At 65.5% G+C, this 17,912-nt stretch carries 18 protein-coding genes; 9 read left to right on the top strand and 9 right to left on the bottom strand.

Features of this window, described 5'->3' with window-relative positions; translation table 11 throughout:
* The first annotated feature begins 82 nt into the window (after positions 1-82).
* From G3574_RS25945 to G3574_RS25910, 8 genes are all read left to right on the top strand, one after another.
* A complete protein-coding gene (locus G3574_RS25945) occupies positions 83-715 on the top strand; it encodes a hypothetical protein (RefSeq protein ID WP_163968467.1) in 633 nt (210 codons plus the stop codon).
* 9 nt (positions 716-724) lie between these two features.
* On the top strand, positions 725-2,056 hold the full coding sequence (locus G3574_RS25940; RefSeq protein WP_163968466.1) for a type 4b pilus protein PilO2: 1,332 nt from the start codon (positions 725-727) through the stop codon (positions 2,054-2,056).
* Positions 2,025-3,824 (top strand): GspE/PulE family protein, encoded by a 1,800-nt coding sequence (locus G3574_RS25935; RefSeq protein WP_163968465.1) that lies wholly within the window; start codon positions 2,025-2,027, stop codon positions 3,822-3,824. The genes G3574_RS25940 and G3574_RS25935 overlap by 32 nt, the downstream gene beginning before the upstream one ends.
* Entirely contained in the window at positions 3,821-4,888 is a 1,068-nt protein-coding gene (locus tag G3574_RS25930) for a type II secretion system F family protein (RefSeq protein WP_163968464.1), read from the top strand. The genes G3574_RS25935 and G3574_RS25930 overlap by 4 nt, the downstream gene beginning before the upstream one ends.
* A 95-nt stretch (positions 4,889-4,983) precedes the next feature.
* Entirely contained in the window at positions 4,984-5,511 is a 528-nt protein-coding gene (locus tag G3574_RS25925) for a hypothetical protein (protein ID WP_163968463.1), read from the top strand.
* A gap of 155 nt (positions 5,512-5,666) precedes the next feature.
* Positions 5,667-6,278: a PulJ/GspJ family protein gene (locus tag G3574_RS25920; RefSeq protein WP_163968462.1), complete on the top strand. Its 612-nt coding sequence runs from the start codon at positions 5,667-5,669 to the stop codon at positions 6,276-6,278.
* A gap of 4 nt (positions 6,279-6,282) precedes the next feature.
* A complete protein-coding gene (locus G3574_RS25915) occupies positions 6,283-6,726 on the top strand; it encodes a hypothetical protein (protein WP_163968461.1) in 444 nt (147 codons plus the stop codon).
* Positions 6,720-7,457 (top strand): hypothetical protein, encoded by a 738-nt coding sequence (locus G3574_RS25910; RefSeq protein ID WP_163968460.1) that lies wholly within the window; start codon positions 6,720-6,722, stop codon positions 7,455-7,457. Before G3574_RS25915 ends, G3574_RS25910 begins: the two co-directional genes overlap by 7 nt.
* A gap of 312 nt (positions 7,458-7,769) precedes the next feature.
* Here G3574_RS25910 and G3574_RS25905 read toward each other — a convergent pair whose 3' ends face one another.
* Positions 7,770-8,000, bottom strand: a complete 231-nt coding sequence (locus G3574_RS25905) for a hypothetical protein (protein ID WP_163968459.1) — start codon at positions 7,998-8,000, stop codon at positions 7,770-7,772.
* Positions 8,001-8,200: 200 nt separating this feature from the next.
* Here G3574_RS25905 and G3574_RS25900 point away from each other — a divergent pair, with 200 nt between their 5' ends.
* Positions 8,201-8,932 (top strand): DUF4114 domain-containing protein, encoded by a 732-nt coding sequence (locus G3574_RS25900; protein ID WP_163968458.1) that lies wholly within the window; start codon positions 8,201-8,203, stop codon positions 8,930-8,932.
* An 84-nt stretch (positions 8,933-9,016) separates the two neighbouring features.
* Here G3574_RS25900 and G3574_RS25895 read toward each other — a convergent pair whose 3' ends face one another.
* The 8 genes from G3574_RS25895 to ftsW all read right to left on the bottom strand — a co-directional run bounded on the left by G3574_RS25895 (position 9,017) and on the right by ftsW (position 17,892).
* Complete coding sequence (locus G3574_RS25895; protein ID WP_163968457.1) at positions 9,017-9,523, bottom strand: peroxiredoxin; 507 nt, start codon at positions 9,521-9,523, stop codon at positions 9,017-9,019.
* 202 nt (positions 9,524-9,725) lie between these two features.
* Positions 9,726-10,919 (bottom strand): cell division protein FtsZ, encoded by a 1,194-nt coding sequence (ftsZ, locus tag G3574_RS25890; RefSeq protein ID WP_163968456.1) that lies wholly within the window; start codon positions 10,917-10,919, stop codon positions 9,726-9,728.
* Between the two features lie 142 nt (positions 10,920-11,061).
* A complete protein-coding gene (gene ftsA / locus G3574_RS25885) occupies positions 11,062-12,294 on the bottom strand; it encodes a cell division protein FtsA (protein ID WP_163968455.1) in 1,233 nt (410 codons plus the stop codon).
* A 1-nt stretch (position 12,295) separates the two neighbouring features.
* A complete protein-coding gene (locus tag G3574_RS25880) occupies positions 12,296-13,063 on the bottom strand; it encodes a cell division protein FtsQ/DivIB (protein WP_163968454.1) in 768 nt (255 codons plus the stop codon).
* Between the two features lie 22 nt (positions 13,064-13,085).
* A complete protein-coding gene (locus G3574_RS25875; RefSeq protein WP_163968453.1) occupies positions 13,086-14,066 on the bottom strand; it encodes a D-alanine--D-alanine ligase in 981 nt (326 codons plus the stop codon).
* A gap of 7 nt (positions 14,067-14,073) precedes the next feature.
* Positions 14,074-15,465, bottom strand: a complete 1,392-nt coding sequence (gene murC, locus G3574_RS25870) for a UDP-N-acetylmuramate--L-alanine ligase (RefSeq protein ID WP_163968452.1) — start codon at positions 15,463-15,465, stop codon at positions 14,074-14,076.
* A 214-nt stretch (positions 15,466-15,679) separates the two neighbouring features.
* Positions 15,680-16,762, bottom strand: coding sequence for an undecaprenyldiphospho-muramoylpentapeptide beta-N-acetylglucosaminyltransferase (gene murG, locus G3574_RS25865; protein ID WP_163968451.1), 1,083 nt, complete (start codon positions 16,760-16,762; stop codon positions 15,680-15,682).
* A complete protein-coding gene (gene ftsW, locus G3574_RS25860; protein WP_235953628.1) occupies positions 16,759-17,892 on the bottom strand; it encodes a putative lipid II flippase FtsW in 1,134 nt (377 codons plus the stop codon). Before ftsW ends, murG begins: the two co-directional genes overlap by 4 nt.
* Between the last annotated feature and the right edge of the window lie 20 nt (positions 17,893-17,912).

The following is a 17,912-nucleotide window of genomic DNA, read 5'->3' as shown; positions in this document are numbered from 1 at the left end:
TCTTTGCAGCATTGATGAACGTTTGCACTGCCTGAAGATCGGCCGCATGCAGGGCATGCCGCTGGCAGGCGGAGGGTGATCCATGAAATTCCAGGTGATGGCGGCCACGCTCACCATGCTCCCCATGCTACTTGGCGCGCTGGCCGCATTCGATGCCGCCGCCGCCGACAAGCCGGCGATCAGGATGGGAGGCGGCGACCTGAGCTTTCCCGACGAGATGAGCATGCTCGAAGCGCAGCAGAAGTTGCTCGAAAAGCGCAACCAGGTCAGGGAAGCCTTGCTCAAGCAGGCGAGCGCCGAGCTCGGCGCCGGCCTGCCGCGCGTGATTTCCGTCGCGGGATTCCAGGCCAGGATGACGGCCAAGCTGATGCTGGCGGACGGCACCATCGGCACCTTCGCGCCGAACCAGTGGATCAGCGACGTGCTGCGGGTGTCTTCCATCGACCATTCCGGCGTCTACGTCAGCTTCAAGCAGAAGGGCGCGCCGGTGCTGTTGTCCTTCGCCTCGGCCTCGGCTTCGACCGGCGGTTCCGGAATGCCTGGCTTGCCTGGCGGATTCCCCGGTCCGGGCTTGACGGGACAGTCAGCCATCCCCGCGGCGTGGATGCCGGAGTCGCCCCAGGTCCTGGTGCCGCCGCTGGCGGCGCCGAGCGTGCCCGCCCTGCCGACCGCCTCGCCGACCGCTCCCCCGGCGAATCCCGCCAAGACGCAATAAGGCGGACGGATGCCCATCCTCGAATTTCTCGACCGGCCGTTTGCCGTCGGCGTCGACTGGTCGATGCACGACAGCAGGGAAGAGCTCAACGAAGAATACGGCAAGCACAAGGGCGAACGCCGCCTCATCCGCAAGCTGGACGGCGTCTTCGTGCTCGGCGTATACGCCGAAAACAAGTCCGACGACGACATCGAAACGGAAGGCGTTCCCCGCTCGCCGGTTGCCGGCGCGGCCGCGCTGGCGATGGTCGAGGATTGCGCCATCCTGTGCGAGCGCGTTTCCGGTTCCAGCAAGAGCGCCGGGGACGCCATGTCGGCGTTCTGGGTATGCGCCGTCAACGATGGCGTGCCGCTGCCCGGCATGGACAGCCTCATGCCGCAGGGCGAGGCGCGCAGGCTCGTCAGCGAATTTCTCGAACGGCATCCGGGCGCCTCGCTGATCGGTTCGCTCGAAGGCGCGAAGGCCAGCTTCGAAACCCTGCTGTCCACCCTCAAGCCCTCCGCCCTGTCGGCGGTCAAGCTGAAGCGGCCGACGTCGCGCATCCTGCCGCTGGCGATCCTGGCGCTGGCCCTCACGCTGGCGGCGACGGGTACCCTGGCCTACCGCTTCAAGAGCGCGGCGCAACGGGAAATCGCCGCGGCCAGCGGCGCCATGAACGTGGTCACCAAGAGCGCCGTCGAACTGGAGAAGGCGCGGCAGGAAGCGCGGGCGAAGTTCAGGACAGAGTTCGACCGCGCGCAGGCCGAGCTGCGGGGACGGGTGCCGCCGCAGGTACAGGTCGGCAACTGGCTGGACGTGGTCCGGCAACTGCCCGACGCCGTCTCGGGCTGGAACCCGGTCGCCATGGAATGCAGCCTGGCGCAATGCAAGGTGAGCTGGCAGCGCGGGCCGTATGCCGATGCCCTGTCCGCCTTCGACATTCCCGGCGGCGTCATCAAGGACGATACGCATGTCGAGCAAGCCTGGGCGCTGGACAAGTTCGACAAGGAAGACCTGCCCGCCACGCCGTTCTCGGAAGAGCAGCGCCTGCAGTTTACGTTCAAGGCGATCGCCGAGCGCTACCACTGGTCCATACAGGCGGACCGGCCTGCGGACGTGCAGGTCGCGCCTTCCGACGGCATGGCCGGCCTGCCCGCGGCCACGATCGGCAAGCGCGGCGGCCTGCGCGTGTCCTTCGGCGATGCCGCGGCGCAGGTCATCAAGCTCAGGCGCTTCGCCGAGCTGGGGGAAACGTTTCCGGTGCGGCTGACGTCGTTCAGCGCGACCGGCCTCGATTCCCGTTCCTACACTTTCACTGTCGGAGGCGAATATGTCCTTTACCAGACAGAACAAAAAAACTGAACCGTCCGCCAAGGGCGGCGGCCTGATGAAGAATTTCAAGGCCATGGGCTTCGGGCGCGAAGCGCGTGCCGACGCGGGCACGACCGTCCAGGCGAAGGCCGCAATCGCGCATTCGCCGAATCCGGGCGCCATGGCGCCGCGCATTCCGGTCCTCGTGGATGCCAAGCAGGTTCCCCAGGGCCGGCTCGTCACCGACCAGCTGGACCTGCGCCACGACCTCGAGAAGGAGTTCGCGGTCATCGAGGATTCGGCGGGCGTGACATGGATCCTCTGCTCGGAAGCCTGCTTCGGCAAGCCGGTGATGTACGACGTGCTGCGCCGCGCGGAACGCGCCGGCTTTTCCAGGCAAAAGATCCAGCCGACACACATCGAGATCCTCAAGCTGGTGCAGGGGTCGCATGACGCCGGCAGGTCCAACGGCATTTCCATGCATGGCGCGGACGCCACCAGCGTGGAAAAGCTGGCGGCGGTGCTGTTCGCCGCGGCGGTGGAAATGGCCGCCTCGGACATCCACATCGAGACCCGCGAGCTCAAACATGCGGACATCTTCCTGCGCGTGCATGGCGAGCGGGTGTTCTACCGGCACATCGCCTACACCACCGCCAAGGCGCTGATGACTTCCCTGTACGCCGCGCACGCCGACGTCGGCAGCAAGGACACCACCTGGGACCTGCTGCGGCCGAAGGAAGCGCTGATCGACCATACGCTGACCAGCGGCATCAAGATCGGCCTGCGCTTCTGCTCCACGCCCATCCATCCCTCGGGCAACTTCCAGGCGGTGATGCGCGTGCTGGGAGCGAGCAAGAAGGCGCTGGGCCTCGACCAGGTCGGCCTCACCGGCGAGCAGGTCGCCGTGCTCAAGAACATGCTGATCGGCGCCAAGGGCCTGGTGCTGCTGGTCGGCCCGACCAATGGCGGCAAGAGCACCATGATGCAGGCGATGATGCGCTACATCCTGGAGCGGCGCGGCCAGACCACCAAGATCATCATGATCGAGGATCCGGTGGAATACGAGGTGCCCGGCGCGACCCAGACCTCGGTGCCGCGCAAGACCAGCGGCGAAGTCGAGGGCGCGTCCATGGCCGACTTCCTGCGCGCCGCGCTGCGCCAGGATCCGGACGTGGTCTGCGTCGGCGAGATCCGCGACGCCGAGGTCGCCGACCTGGTCAAGGACGCCACGCTGTCCGGCCGCAAGACTACCTCGACCCTGCATGCCTTTTCCGCGATCGGCGCCTTTGAGCGCCTGCGCGAACTCGGCGTGCCGCTGCGCCTGCTGACGATGCCGGGCTTCATCTCGGGCATCATCTTTTCGCGCCTGGTGCCGACGCTGTGCGATTGCGCCCAGCCGCTGTCCGAAGCCGACGCGCAGGGACGCATTCCGCCCGACGTACTCGAGCGCGTCAAGCGGGTGGCCGACCTGCAGAATGACGGCATCCGCATCCGCCGCGGCTGCGCCATCTGCAACCAGACGGGGGTGAAGGGCCGCACCACCTGCAGCGAGTTCATCGTGCCGGAGCGGGATCACCTCATGCTCAAGCTGATCGCGCAGGACCGCCTCATCGAGGCGCAGAACCACTGGATACGCTCGGACTACCTCAGCATTGACGGCATGGGCCCGACCGCGCTGGCGCATGCGATTTCCAAGATGAAGCAAGGACTCATCGACCCGACCGACATCGAGGACCAGGTCAACACCCTGACCGCCGACATCGACGTCATGGCTGAGCCCCTTGCCGCGCATGGCGCCGCGGCAGAGGAACCGGCATGAAGCCATTCTGGAAGAGGAACGGCGCGCCGTCGATCGCCGCGTCCCAGCGGGAAGAGTTCTATACCCTGATGGCGAGCTTCATCAACGACGGCATTCCGCTGTTCGATTCCCTGCAGGTGCTGGACGAACAGTTCCGCAAGACGCGCGACCGCCGGCATGCCATCACCGCGAAGGCAATGCGGCGCCTGCGCGGCGAAGAACAGAAGACCCATGCCTTCACGCTCGGGCAGGCCCTGCGCGACCTGGTGCCGCCGGTGGAAGCGACCATGATCGACGCCGGCGAACAGGGCGCCGATCCCATCGGCGGCCTGACCCGCGCCGCGCAGATCGCCACCGACGTCGCCCTGATCCGCAGCAAGGTGACCGGTGGCATCGTCACGCCGGTCTTCTACTTCCTCATGCTGTGCGCGCTCCTGGCCGGCATTTCCCAGTTCGCGATTCCCGTGATGGAAAGCGTCGCCCCGCGCGAGCGCTGGGCCGGGCCGGCGGCCGCGCTCGGCTGGCTGGCGGACCACATCATCCTGCTGACCGTATTCATCGCCGCCAGCGTCGGCGGATGGAGCGGCGCCTTCCTTGCCACCCGCGATCACTGGACCGGCGAGACGCGGCGCTTCTTCGACAGGTATGTCTTTCCCTGGACGCTGCACCGCCGGATTTCCTCGGTGGTCTACCTGAAGGCGATCTCTTCCTTCATGCGCGTCGGCGTGCCCATGGTGTCGGCGATCGACATGCTCAGCGATACCAGCGGCGCCTGGGGCCGGGCCCACTTCCGGCGCATGAAGCGCAGCGCGCGCGATGGCACGCAGGAGGGCCGGGCGCTGGCGACCGGACTGTTCGAGCAGGGCCTGCGCTGGCAGATCGTGCTGTATGGGAGCACCAGCAATTTCGCGGTCGGCCTCGAGCGCCTCGCGGTCCGCTTCATGGCAAAGACGATCGCGAAGACGGAGGCCCAGTTCCGCACCCTCGGCATCCTGATCATGGCGATCGTGGCGATCATGGTGGTGTGGGTCTATGGCTCCTTCATGATGGTGACCTTCGCTGTCCGATCCGGAAACAATTTCTGAACCTCGCAGGCGGGACGTCCTGTGCCGGCATTTCCTTTTTACTCGACATCATGATCCGACAGCCGAACCCAAGACAAGCGCCGCGCGAGGCCGGCATGAGCCTCGCGGAATCCCTGCTCGCGATCGCGGTCGCGGTCACGGTGGTCGCCCTTCTGGGCGCCGGCTACGGCGTCGTGAACGCCGAGATGCAGTCGCGGCAGATGGTGGAGGATACCGCCGCGCTGGCAACCCGGCTGCAGTCGACATTCTCCTTTGCCGGCTATTCCGGCATCGACGTTCCGACGCTGACCTCCGCGAAGATCCTGCCGTTCAAGAGCTTCAGCACGGACGGCACCACGCTCTCGGACATCCGCATGAATCCGGTCGCCCTGAGCGGGGGGCCGGCCAGCCTGGCGCTGCTGTTCACCGCCAGCGATGCCGACCAGTGCATGCGCCTGGCGACGAGCGCGGCCTCCTATGCCTACCGCATCCGCGTTGGCCCGTCGGTCAGCGCCAGCACCGGCGCGCTGGCGGGCGCATCGGGCGTGGATTACAAGCTGGGCAGCACCGTCACGTCGAGCGCGCTCGGCGACCCGAACGGCTGCGCGAACGGCAATGCGCTCGTGGGCATCGAGTTGCATTGAGACGCCCTGAAGATTAGCTCCGGTTAACACTTGTGCCGCAGGCCGGTTCGCTCCGGCAAAGTATCAGGCAAGCAGCAAGCAATCGCCCGCCCCGACATCCATCGATGCGCGGGCACATTCCAGCCAGGACATATTCCAGTCGAAAGGAAAGCACCATGCAGAAAGAACAGTTCGCGCTCAAGCCGGTCCCCAGGGCATTCCATGCGGGCCGCGCCACGCTGCCGCACAAGCAGGCAGGCCTGACCATCGCCGAAACCTTGCTGGTGCTGGCCATCGGCGCATCGATCGCGGTGGTCGGCTTTTCCGGCTACAAGTACGCGACCGCGGCGCTGGTGCCGACGCAACTTGTTGAAGACACGGCGCTGCTCGCGGCCAAGCTGAAGCAGACCTTCGGCGTCACCAACGATTTCTCCAACGTGACTGCCAGCTCCCTGGCAAGCACCAGCTTCTTCCCCTACAAGAGCTTCAAGGCCAAGTCGGGAACGACCGGCGTGCTGGCCGACATCAACAACAATACCGTCGTGCTCACCGGCGGCACCTCGTCCTTCGCCGTGGTGATCACGCCTAACGACAGCGACCAGTGCCTGCAGCTCGCCGGCTCGGCCAGCCAGTATGCCTACAACATCAACATCGGCACCGGCATGACGTCCTCCGGCGGCACGGTCACCGGCGGCACCGCCTACAAGGCGGGCACGACCCTGACGCCGTCCGTCCTCGCCACCAACTGCACCGTCGCCAGCACGATGATCGGCATGGAAATACGCTGAGCCCATGAACGTCATCATGTCGATGCTGTCGCTATCGCTGCTGTTCACCACCGGCATGCTGATCAACGGGAAATACCTCGAGCGGGAACTGCCGCGCAGCGCCCGCGCGGCGAACGTCGAGATCGGCCTCTACAAGACCTTCATGCTGCTGACGAGCTACTACGTTACCGCCAACCGTCCGCCGGCCGGCACGATTTCATGGCAGACCATCGTCCAGTCGAGCTCCACGCCGGACTCCATGAAGAACCTCGCGCTCGGCAGCAGCTGGAAGGCGATCGTGGACAGCACCGGCGGTTTCATCATCTGCGCCAAGCTGGACGAGTCGGCGACCAGCGGGATGACGCAACTCATGCAACCCGCCGCCGCCGCGCAAAGCGTCAGCTCGGGCGGCAAGAACTATCTCTGGTACGGCGATGCCGGCGCCTCCGCCACCGCGACGCAATGCTGACCATGGCACGCCTGGCACGCTTCACGAAACGACTGCCTCTGCGGCAGGAGGGACTGACGCTGGCCGAGGTCATCCTCGGCCTGGCCATCATGATCTCCACCTTCGTGCTGACCATTCCCTGGATGGCGCAGAATGCGCGCGACATGCGCGCCAAGAACGTCGCCGAGCACGCGCAAGCCTTCATGCAGGCGGCGTCGCAGTACTACCTCGCGAATTCCACCGGCATGCTGGCCGCCATGGCCGACGGCACCGGCGCCGCCTCGTATTGCCAGATCAAGGCGGACACCGTCCTCGGCACGGGCGGAACCACCACCAACGACGCCACCCTGCACACCTGCGCCGTGGATGCGAACTGGCTGATCTACAAGTCCTACCTGCCCTCCACCTTCAGGGCGACCAATCCCTACGGCCAGCGCCTCGTCGCCATCTTCCGGCGGATCTACGACTCCACCAATACCGTGGCATCGATGAACGCCGACATGCTGATGGTCGGGGCACAGGAGAATGCTTCCACCATCAGCGTGCCGAGCTATGACGAGATGCTGACGACGGCGGAAGTGCTTGGGAGCAATGGCGGTGTGACGCCGGACAAGGACCGGACCAGCTGCAAGGCGGTGCGGTCTTCCGCGACCTACCAGGTTTGCGGGGCGAACGGGACTTGGAAGGTGGATCTTTCGCAGTATATTTCGGCGGCGCAGTTGGCGACGTTTGCGGGTAAGTTGCCGAACTAGGGGGGACTTGGACGGGTCCTCGCGCGAGGATCGGGCGTTGTCCATGATTACGGCTGTCATTGGCGCTTGCCGGCGGCGGACGCGCCACATTTCGTCGTGCGCGGCAACCTGCTTCGTGCGGCTTTCCGTCATCTCTACAACGCTTCGTCGTCCGCACAACGCGCCGTCATCCTCGCAACGCTCCGTCATCCCCGCGAAGGCGGGGATTCTATTTCAACGGCGGTTGCGCACGTCTCTCCGGTGAACCGGTTGCGGCTCCCACTCCGTGGGACCAAGCCGGGGCTGGTCCCGGCGGCCCAAGTACTTTCTTTGTCAGCAGACAAAGAAAGTACCCAAAGAAAACTGCTTCAACACCCATGTGGGAGTTACTTCGGGCGACCTTGTTCGATTGTTTGAGCGGATGCCGTCATCCGCCTGAGTAATCGTCTGGGAAAGATGTGGAGGTTCGACCTCCTGCCCCATCGGCATGACTGTGGCCTGTCCCGGCTGCGGGGAACGCGGCAAGTGGGCGAACTGGCTTTTGTCCTCTGCTTCGCTTTTCATTTCCTTTTGGAAATGTCGCTGTCCTGCCCTCGCCTCACTTCGGACCAACCAGTCCTCTCCCAAAACCGTCGACAAACTTTACGGTTCCAGTTACTAACAACGCTAAGTAATTGATTTTTCTAACTGGCACAAAACCCGCTAATTGAAGCCGGCAACACAAATTTCTTGTAAAGCTTCGACTAACCAAGGGTGGATGACAAATGAAAATGATCAAGACACTGGTTGCCGCTGCCGCGATGATGGCATGCGCATCGTCCTTCGCAACCACAGTGCTGCTCGGCGGAGAGTCGCCGGATCTGCAGCAGGTAATCAACAACCTCTACACCGCCGCCGGCACGCCGCTTTCCGCCGCGCCCGACGTCAATGCCAACCAGGCTTCCGAGGATGGCCGCTTCCGCATTGAAGCGTCCGGCGGTTCGGTGGCGACCATGGTGATTGAAGTCGCCGGCCGGTCGTCGACCAATACCTTCGGCATCTATGACGTGAACGATCCGACGCGTTACCTGCAGCTGTTCTCCGGCGCCGGCGCGTCTGGCGATCAGGCATTCCTGTCGGTGACCGACACCTTCAGGTTCAGCGCCAACGGCGTGTCGTCCCAATTCACCAGCGCCACCTTCGGCTACTACATGGGCACCGCCAACGGCCCGGTGCTGTACTCCCAGGCCCTCCTGAATGGCGGCAACGACCAGATGGTTGCCTACCAGGGCGATGGCGACACGATCAAGCTGCCGACCCGTCCGGCCGGCGTCTGGGGTCCGTCGAGCTACATCCTCGGCTGGGAAGACACCCTGCTGAGCGCCGGCTCCGACCGCGACTACCAGGACATGGTGGTGTACGTGGAATCCGTGACCCGCGTGCCGGAACCGGGAACGATCGCCTTGATGGGCCTGGCCGGCCTCGGCCTGGCGCTGTCGCGCCGCCGCCGTTCCTGAACCGGAACGCCAGCTTCGCCCGCCCGGGGCGAACAATGAAAAAGCCCGCATCGCGCGGGCTTTTTTTCGTTCCGGGATGCCCGGTCAGCCGAGTTGCTTGAGCAGGGTTTCGGCGTTCGAGACCTCGAACTTGCCGGGCGCCTCGATGTTCAGTTGCTTGACCACGCCGTCCACCACCAGCATGGAGCAGCGCTGCATGCGCACGCCCATGCCGCGGGCGGTAAGGTCCATGTCCAGGCCGAGCGCCTTGGCGAAGGTGGCGCTGCCGTCGGCCATCATGCGCACGGTGCCGGTGGCTTTCTGGTCGCGGCCCCAGGCGCCCATCACGAAGGCGTCGTTCACCGAGATGCACCAGATTTCGTCCACGCCCTTGGCCTTGAGCTGGTCGGCCAGCTTCACGTAGCCGGGCACGTGCTGCGCCGAGCAGGTGGGCGTATAGGCACCGGGCAGGCCGAAGATGGCGATGGTCTTGCCCTTGACCAGGTCGCTGACCTGGAAGGTGTTGGGACCGAGGGAGCAGCCTTCGGTCTCGACTTCGATGTATTCGGACAGCGTGCCCTCGGGCAGGCCGTCGCCGACGTTGATGGTCATGGCGTTCTCCTAGGTGTGTGGTTGGTGTGCGGGCGTGGCGCTGCCGGCGGACGATCTCGCGGGCCGCGCGGCGCTTGCGCAGTATGCCCTGTTCTTGCCGGATTTGCAGGAAGCGGGAATGGCGGCAGGCCTTCCTGTCCGTGGAAGGAAAAAACGCCGCGCCCCTCGCGGGAACGCGGCGTTGCAATGGCGTGGACCGGGATCAGTCAGCCTGCTTGCGCAGGAATGCCGGGATGTCGTAGGTTTCCATGCCGTTCTTCTCGAGCGCGCGCACCGTCTCGGAAGCCGATTCGCGGCGCCAGACGGCGGGAGCCTTCAGGCCGTTGAAGGCGGCGTTGGCGGGCTGGGCGCTGCCCTGCTGGACTTGCGCGCCGCCGTGGGCCATCAGCGGCTCGTTGTGGGTGCCGGTGCGCAGGACCGGAGTCTGCACGAGCTGCACGTTCTTGCGGGCGCGGCCCAGGCCGGTGGCGACCACGGTGACGCGGATCTCGTCGCCCATGGTGTCGTCGTAGGCGATGCCCTGGGCGATGGACGCGTCCGGCGCGGCGAAGGCGCGCACGGTGGCCATGACTTCCTTGATTTCCTTGCCCTTCAGGCTGCGGGAAGCGGTGACGTTCACCAGCACGCCGCGCGCGCCGGAGAGGTCGATGCCGTCCAGCAGCGGCGAGGCCACGGCCTGTTCCGCGGCGATGCGCGCGCGGTCCACGCCGGCGGCGGTGGCCGTGCCCATCATGGCCTTGCCCTGCTCGCCCATGATGGTCTTGACGTCGTTGAAGTCGACGTTGATGTGGCCGGGCACGTTGATGATTTCGGCGATGCCGGCGACCGCGTTGTTGAGCACGTCGTCGGCGTGCTGCAGCCATTCCATCATGCTGTCGTCTTCGTAGATCTCTTCGAGCTTCTCGTTGAGGATGACGATCAGCGAGTCGGTATACTGGCTCAGCTCGTCGAGGCCTTCGTTGGCGATTTCCATGCACTTCGCGCCTTCGTAGGAGAAGGGCTTGGAGACCACGGCCACGGTCAGCGCGCCGAGTTCCTTGGCGACCTGGGCGACGATGGGCGCCGCGCCGGTGCCGGTGCCGCCGCCCATGCCGGCGGCGATGAACACCATGTGCGCGCCGCGCAGCGCGTCTTCGATGCGCGCGCGGGATTCCTCGGCCAGCTTGCGGCCGACTTCGGGACGCATGCCCGCGCCCAGGCCGGTCTCGCCGATCTGGATGATGTTGTGGGCGTTGGACTGGGCCAGCGCTTGGGCGTCGGTGTTGGCGGCGATGAATTCCACGCCGGACACGCCCTTGTTGATCATGTGCTGCACGGCGTTGCCGCCCGCGCCGCCGACACCGACCACCTTGATCACGGTGCCGAGTGTTGCGTTATCGATCAGATCGATTTCCATGTTGACTCCCTTATCAAGATGCAGTTGCCAGTCGATAATCACCACGCGGTGTGGCGACTAGCGACTGCTAACTGCGCACTTCTTTTTAGATTGAAAAATGATGCTTCAAATGCAAAACCACGAATACGACTAGAACAACGACCTAGAAATTACCGAGGAACCACTCTTTCATGCGTTGCCAGACTGCCTTCACCGACCCGTCCTGCTTGGTGACGGTATGGCCGCGCAGGTACTGCTTCTTCGCTTCCAACAACAAACCCAGCACCGTCGAGTAGCGCGGGCTGCGGACCACGTCCGCGAGCTGGCCGCTGTACTCCGGCACGCCCAGCCGGGTCGGCTTGAGGAAGATGTCTTCCGCCAGCTCGACCATGCCGGGCATCATGCCGGTGCCGCCGGTGAGCACGATGCCGGACGAGAGCACTTCCTCGTAGCCGGACTCGCGCACCACCTGGTGCACCAGCGCAAACAATTCCTCGACGCGCGGCTCGATCACGGCCGCCAGCGCCTGGCGCGACAGGGTGCGCGGACCGCGATCCCCGAGCCCCGGCACCTCGATGGTTTCGCCCGGGTCGGCCAGCACCTGCTTGGCGACGCCGTAGCGCAACTTGATTTCTTCCGCTTCCGCCGTCGGCGTGCGCAGCGCCATCGCGATGTCGTTGGTGATCTGGTCGCCGGCGATGGGGATCACCGCGGTGTGGCGGATCGCGCCTTCGGTGAAGATGGCGACGTCGGTGGTGCCGCCGCCGATGTCGATCAGCACCACGCCGAGTTCCTTCTCGTCGGGCGTGAGCACCGATTCGGCGGACGCCATCGGCTGCAGGATGAGGTCGGACACTTCGAGGCCGCAGCGGCGCACGCACTTCACGATGTTCTGCACCGCCGACACCGCGCCGGTGACGATGTGTACCTTCACCTCGAGGCGGATGCCGCTCATGCCGATCGGTTCGCGCACGTCTTCCTGGCTGTCGACGATGAATTCCTGCGGCACGGTATGCAGCAATTGCTGGTCGGTGGGAATGTTCACCGCCTTGGCGGTTTCGATCACGCGCGCGACGTCGGTGGAGGTGACTTCCTTGTCCTTGATGGCCACCATGCCGCTGGAATTGAAGCTGCGGATGTGGCTGCCCGCGATGCCGGTATAGACATTCTTGATCTTGCAGTCGGCCATCAGCTCGGCTTCTTCCAGCGCGCGCTGTATCGATTCGACCGTGGCCTCGATGTTGACGACCACGCCCTTCTTGAGTCCCTTGGATTCGTGCTGGCCGAGGCCGATGACCTCATGCCGCCCGTTGGGCAAGACCTCGGCCACCACCGCCACCACCTTGGAGGTGCCGATGTCGAGGCCGACGATCAGGTTTTTCACGTCTTTTGTCATGTTATCGCTTTGGTTTCTTGTCTTTGCCCAGCGTCAATCCCTCTGCCTTCAAGGCCAGTCCGTTCGGGTACCGCATGTCCACACTATCAATCTTCTGCAGCCGCTCGGCGAGCTGCGGGTAGATGCCGGTGAACCGGTCCACCCTTTCCTTCAGCATGGCGCTGGTCTGCTCCCGTCCCAGGTTCACCGTCATGCCGTTGTTCAGCCGCACCGACCAGGCATAACGGTCGGACAGGCTGACCGCGTCCGGCACGAGGCGGATCGACTTGAACCAGTCGGCCAGCTCGCGATACCGGCTCACCACTTCCTTCTCGCTGCCCGCCGGCCCGGAAAACTCCGGCAGTTCGCCATCCTCTTCCGCCTCGGCCAGGTTGGCGGTGAACACGTCCCCTTTCACCGACACCAGCTTGCCCGCGTCGCCCCAGGTGCCCAGCGGAAGATGCTCTTCCACGGTCACGATCAGCCTGTTGGGCCACTCGCGCCGCACCGACGCCTTGCGCACCCAGGGCACCGCCTCGAACGCGCCCCGGACGGTCTCCAGGTTGGCGGTGAAGAAGTTGCCCTTGATGCGCGGCACGGCCGTGGCGCGCACGGTCGAGGGATTAACGTGGCGCAGCGCGCTCTCGCCGACAGCTTCGATGCGTATCGTTCGCAGCGTGAACATCGGACGCTGCGACAGCCACCAGATGCCGGACGCGAGCACCGACACCGCCACTGCGCCGAGCAGCGTGTTGGTCGTTGCGTTGAGCATCCGGATGTCGTGCCACATGGTTCGTTCGCGTCCCTTATCCTTAAGCCGGCTTCCAGTCCTGCGTGGGTTTCAGGTCGAGGTCCGCCATGCGCAGGATCTCGACGCACAAGTCTTCATAGCTCACGCCCGCCGCCTTGGCCGCCATCGGCACCAGGGAGTGCCCCGTCATGCCGGGCGAGGTATTGATCTCCAGCAGGAAGGGCTCGTTGTCGGCGGCGCGCAGCATGAAGTCCACCCGCGCCCAGCCGGCGCAGCCCAGCGCGTTGAAGGCGCGCACCGCGAGCGACTGGATGCGCTTGGTCAGCGCCTCGTCCAGCGGCGCGGGGCAGAAGTACTGCGTGTCGTCGCTGAAATACTTGTTCTGGTAATCGTAGTTGCCTTGCGGCGCACGGATTTCCACGATGGGCAGGGCACGGGCTTCGCGTCCCTTGCCCAGCACCGGCACGGTGAGTTCGCGGCCGCTGATGAATTCCTCGGCCAGCACCACTTCGTCGTATTTCGCGCACAGCGCGAAGCCGGATTGCATGTCGGAGTAGCCCTGCACCTTGCTGATGCCGATGGTCGAGCCTTCGTGCGGCGCCTTGAGCATCAGCGGCAGGCCGAGCTCGTCGGGCACGGTGCGCAGTTCCTCGGCGGTGGCGCCTTTCGCGTCCAGCGTCAGGAAGCGCGGCGTTGGCAGGCCGTGGTTGATCCAGATGCGCTTGCTCATCACCTTGTCCATGCCGATGGACGAAGCCATCACGCCGGAGCCGGTGTAGGGAATGCCGAGCTGCTCGAGCACGCCCTGCAGGGTGCCGTCCTCGCCGTAGCGGCCGTGCAGCGCGATGAACACGCGATCAAATTTCTCGGCGGCGAGCTCGGCGATGCCGCGCTCGGCCGGGTCGAAGGCATGCGCGTCCACGCCCTTGATGCGCAGCGCCTTGAGCACGCCGCTGCCGGACATTAGCGAGACTTCGCGCTCGGCGGAGCGTCCGCCGAAGAGCACGCCGACTTTTCCAAATTGTGTTGCGAACTGACTCATGTTTTTTTCATCCTTGGCCGGCGGCGGACAACTTGCCCGGCACGGCGCTGATCGAACCGGCACCCATGGTGATCACCACGTCGCCGTCGCGGGCGATGCGCAGGATGGTCTCGGGCATGTCGGCAATGTTTTCCACGAACACCGGGTCGACCTTGCCGAGCACGCGCAAGGCGTGCGACAGGGAACGCCCGTCGGCAGCGACGATGGGCTGCTCGCCGGCGGCATACACCTCGGCGAGAAGCAGCGCATCGGCGCTCGACAAGACCTTCACGAAGTCTTCGAACAGGTCGCGGGTCCGGGTATAGCGGTGCGGCTGGAAGGCCAGCACCAGGCGGCGGCCCGGATAGGCGCCGCGCGCGGCGGCCAGGGTCGCCGCGGTTTCCACGGGATGGTGGCCGTAGTCGTCCACCAGGGCGAAGGAGCCGCCTTCCGGCAGCGCGATTTCGCCGTAGCGGGTGAAGCGGCGTCCCACGCCGTTGAATTCGGCCAGCGCCTTCTGCGTGGCGCGGTCATCCACGCCGAGTTCGCGCGCGATGGCGATGGCGGCGCAGGCATTCTGCACGTTGTGCATGCCGGGCTGGTTCAGCGTGACGTCCAGCGGCGCATGGCCTTCCTGCAGCACGGTGAACTGCATCTTGCCGTCCACGGCCTGGGCGTTCGCCGCGCGCACCTGGGCATCGGCATGGAAGCCGTAGGTGGTGATCGGCTTGGAGATGAAGGGCATGATCTCGCGCACGCTGGCGTCGTCGATGCACAGCATCGCCACGCCGTAGAACGGCAGGCGGTTGGTGAACTCCACGAACGCCTGCTTCAGCTTGGCGAAGCTGTGGTCGTAGGTGTCCATGTGGTCGGCATCGATGTTGGTGATGACCTCGATGACCGGCGACAGGTTGAGGAAGGACGCATCGGATTCGTCGGCCTCGGCAACGATGAAGTCGCCGGTGCCGAGCTTGGCGTTGGCGCCGGCCTTGGTCAGGCGGCCGCCGATGACGAAGGTCGGATCCAGCCCGCCCTCGGCCAGCACGCTCGCCACCAGGCTGGTGGTGGTGGTCTTGCCGTGGGTGCCGGCGATGGCGATGCCCTGCTTCAGGCGCATGAGTTCGGCCAGCATCATCGCGCGCGGCACGATGGGAATGCGCTTCGCGCGCGCGGCCACCACTTCCGGATTGTCGTGGCGCACGGCAGTCGAGGTGACGATGGCGTCCGCGCCCTCGATGTACTCCGCCGCATGGCCGACATGCACCGTCGCGCCCTGCTTGGCCAGGCGCTGCGTCGCGGCGTTGCTGCCCAGGTCGGAACCGGACACCCGGTAGCCGAGGTTGAGCAGCACCTCGGCGATGCCGCTCATGCCGCTGCCGCCAATGCCGACGAAGTGAATGTTTTTGACTTTGTGTTTCATACTTTATACGCCGCCTCACGGCGGCCGTTCAACTCCCTCGCCTTCAAGGGGAGGGTCGGGGTGGGGATGGGTTTCCGCAGCAAGCAAAGAACAGCATTGACATCACCAGCGAACTGGATGCTGTTCTTTACATTCGACTGAAACCCATCCCCACCCCTGCCCTCCCCTTGAAGGGGAGGGAGCTCTTTTTCCTTTGCGGCGGCAGGGAAGTACCTCATTTGCCTTCCTTCCCAGCCACCTGCTCCAGCACCTTCGCAATCTCTTCATTCGCCTGCCGCCGCCCGATCGCATGCGCTGCCTCGGCCATGCGCAGGCAATCTTCCCGCTTCAGCGACTGCAACAGAGCCGCCAGCCGTTCCGGGCTCAGCTCGCTCTGCGGCAGGTGCAGCGCCGCGTCCTGCTTCGCCATCCACTGCGCGTTGTCGCGCTGGTGCGAGGTCGTCGACGCCACCAGTGGCACCAGCACGCTGGCCACGCCGGCCGCGGTGAGTTCAGACACCGTGATCGCGCCGGCGCGGCAGATCACGAGGTCGGCCTCGGCATAGCGGCGCGGCATGTCGTCGATGAAATCCACCACTTCCGCCTGGACCTGCGCGCCGGCGTAGGCGCCGCGCAGGGCGTCGATGTGCTGCTTGCCGGACTGGTGCGTCACCAGCGGGCGCTCGCCCGCGGGGATGCGCGCCAGCGCGGCGGGCAGCGTGTCGTTCAGGGCTTTCGCGCCGAGGCTGCCGCCGACCACCAGCAGGCGCAGCGGTCCGCTGCGTGCCGCGTAGCGCTGCGCCGGCGGCGCGACGTCGATGATTTCCTGGCGCACCGGGTTGCCGGTCACGACCGCCTTGCCGGCAGCGGCGCCGAACTCGGCCGGAAAGCCGAACAGCACGCGGCTGGCGACCGGCGCGAGGGTCTTGTTCGACAGCAGCAGGGCCGCGTCGGCATTGACCAGCACCAGCGGCACGCCGCGCAGCCTGGCCATCATGCCGCCGGGGACGGTGACGTAGCCGCCCATGCCGAGCACCACGTCCGGCTTGCGGCGGCCGATGATGCTGAAGCAGGAAGCGAAGCCGGCGAGCATCTTGAAGCCGCCGCGCACGGTATGCATCAGGCCCTTGCCGCGCAGGCCGGCAAAGTCGATGCTGTCCATGTCGATGCGGTGCTTCGGCACGATCTCGCGTTCCATGCCGTGCTGCGTGCCCAGCCAGGACACCTGCCAGCCGCGTTGTTGCATGGTGCGGGCAATCGCCAGGCCGGGGAAGATGTGGCCGCCGGTGCCGGCCGCCATGATGAGAAGCCGCTTCATACCCGGCCTCCCCGCATCAGCAGGCGGTTCTCGTAGTCGATGCGCAGCAGGATGGCGAGGCCGATGCAGTTGAGCATCACGCCCGAACCGCCGTAGCTCATCAGCGGCAGCGTCAGGCCCTTGGTCGGCAGCAGGCCGAGGTTCACGCCCATGTTGATGAAGGTCTGCACACCGATCCAGATGCCGATGCCCTTGGCGGCGAGGCCGGCGAAGGTCATGTCCATGGCGATCGCCTGGCGGCCGATGTCGAAGGCGCGCTTGACGATCCAGTAGAACATCGCCACCACCACCAGCACGCCGACGAAGCCGAGCTCCTCGCCGATGACAGCCAACAGAAAGTCGGTATGTGCTTCCGGCAAGTAATGCAGTTTTTCCACGCTGCCGCCCAGTCCCACGCCGAACAGTTCGCCGCGGCCGAAGGCGATCAGCGAGTGCGACAGCTGGTAGGCCTTGCCGAGCGCGTGCTCTTCGTCCCAGGGATTGAGGTAGGCGAAGATGCGCTCGCGCCGCCACGGCGAGAGCACAATGATCAGGCTGAACACGCCCACCAGCGTGGCGCCGATGCCGCCGAACCAGATCGCATTGAAGCCGCCGAGGAAGAGGATGCCCATGGCGATGCAGACGATGACGCCGAGCGCGCCGAGGTCGGGCTCGAGCATCAGCAGCGCGCCGACGAAGCCGATTGCCGCCGCCATCGGGAAGAAGCCCTTGGTCAGCTTGTGCATCACCTGCTGCTTGCGCACCGAGTAGTCGGCGGCGTAGAGCACGGCGCACAGCTTCATCATTTCCGAGGGCTGCAGGTTGAAGACCTTGAACGACAGCCAGCGCTTGGCGCCGTTGACGCCCTTGCCGATGCCGGGAATGAGCACCAGCAGCAGCAGCACCAGGGTGCCGACGAAGAGGTAGGGCGCCCATTTCTGCCAGGTTTCGATGCGCACGCGGAAGGCCAGCAGCCCGGCGAGCATGCCGACGGCGATGAAGGCGCCCTGGCGAATCAGGAAGTGGGTGGTCTTGTAGCTGGCGTACTTGGGCGAGTCGGGCAAGGCGATCGAGGCGGAGTACACCATCACCATGCCGAACAGCATCAGCAGCAGCACCACCCACACCAGCGGCTGGTCGTATTCCATCATCCTGGAACGCTGCGCCACGC

The organism is Noviherbaspirillum galbum, from assembly GCF_010974945.1.
Classification (GTDB): Bacteria; Pseudomonadota; Gammaproteobacteria; order Burkholderiales; family Burkholderiaceae_D; genus Noviherbaspirillum; species Noviherbaspirillum galbum.
The sequence above is the reverse complement of the archived record's forward strand: the minus strand, read 5'-3'. Positions and strand labels throughout refer to the sequence as shown.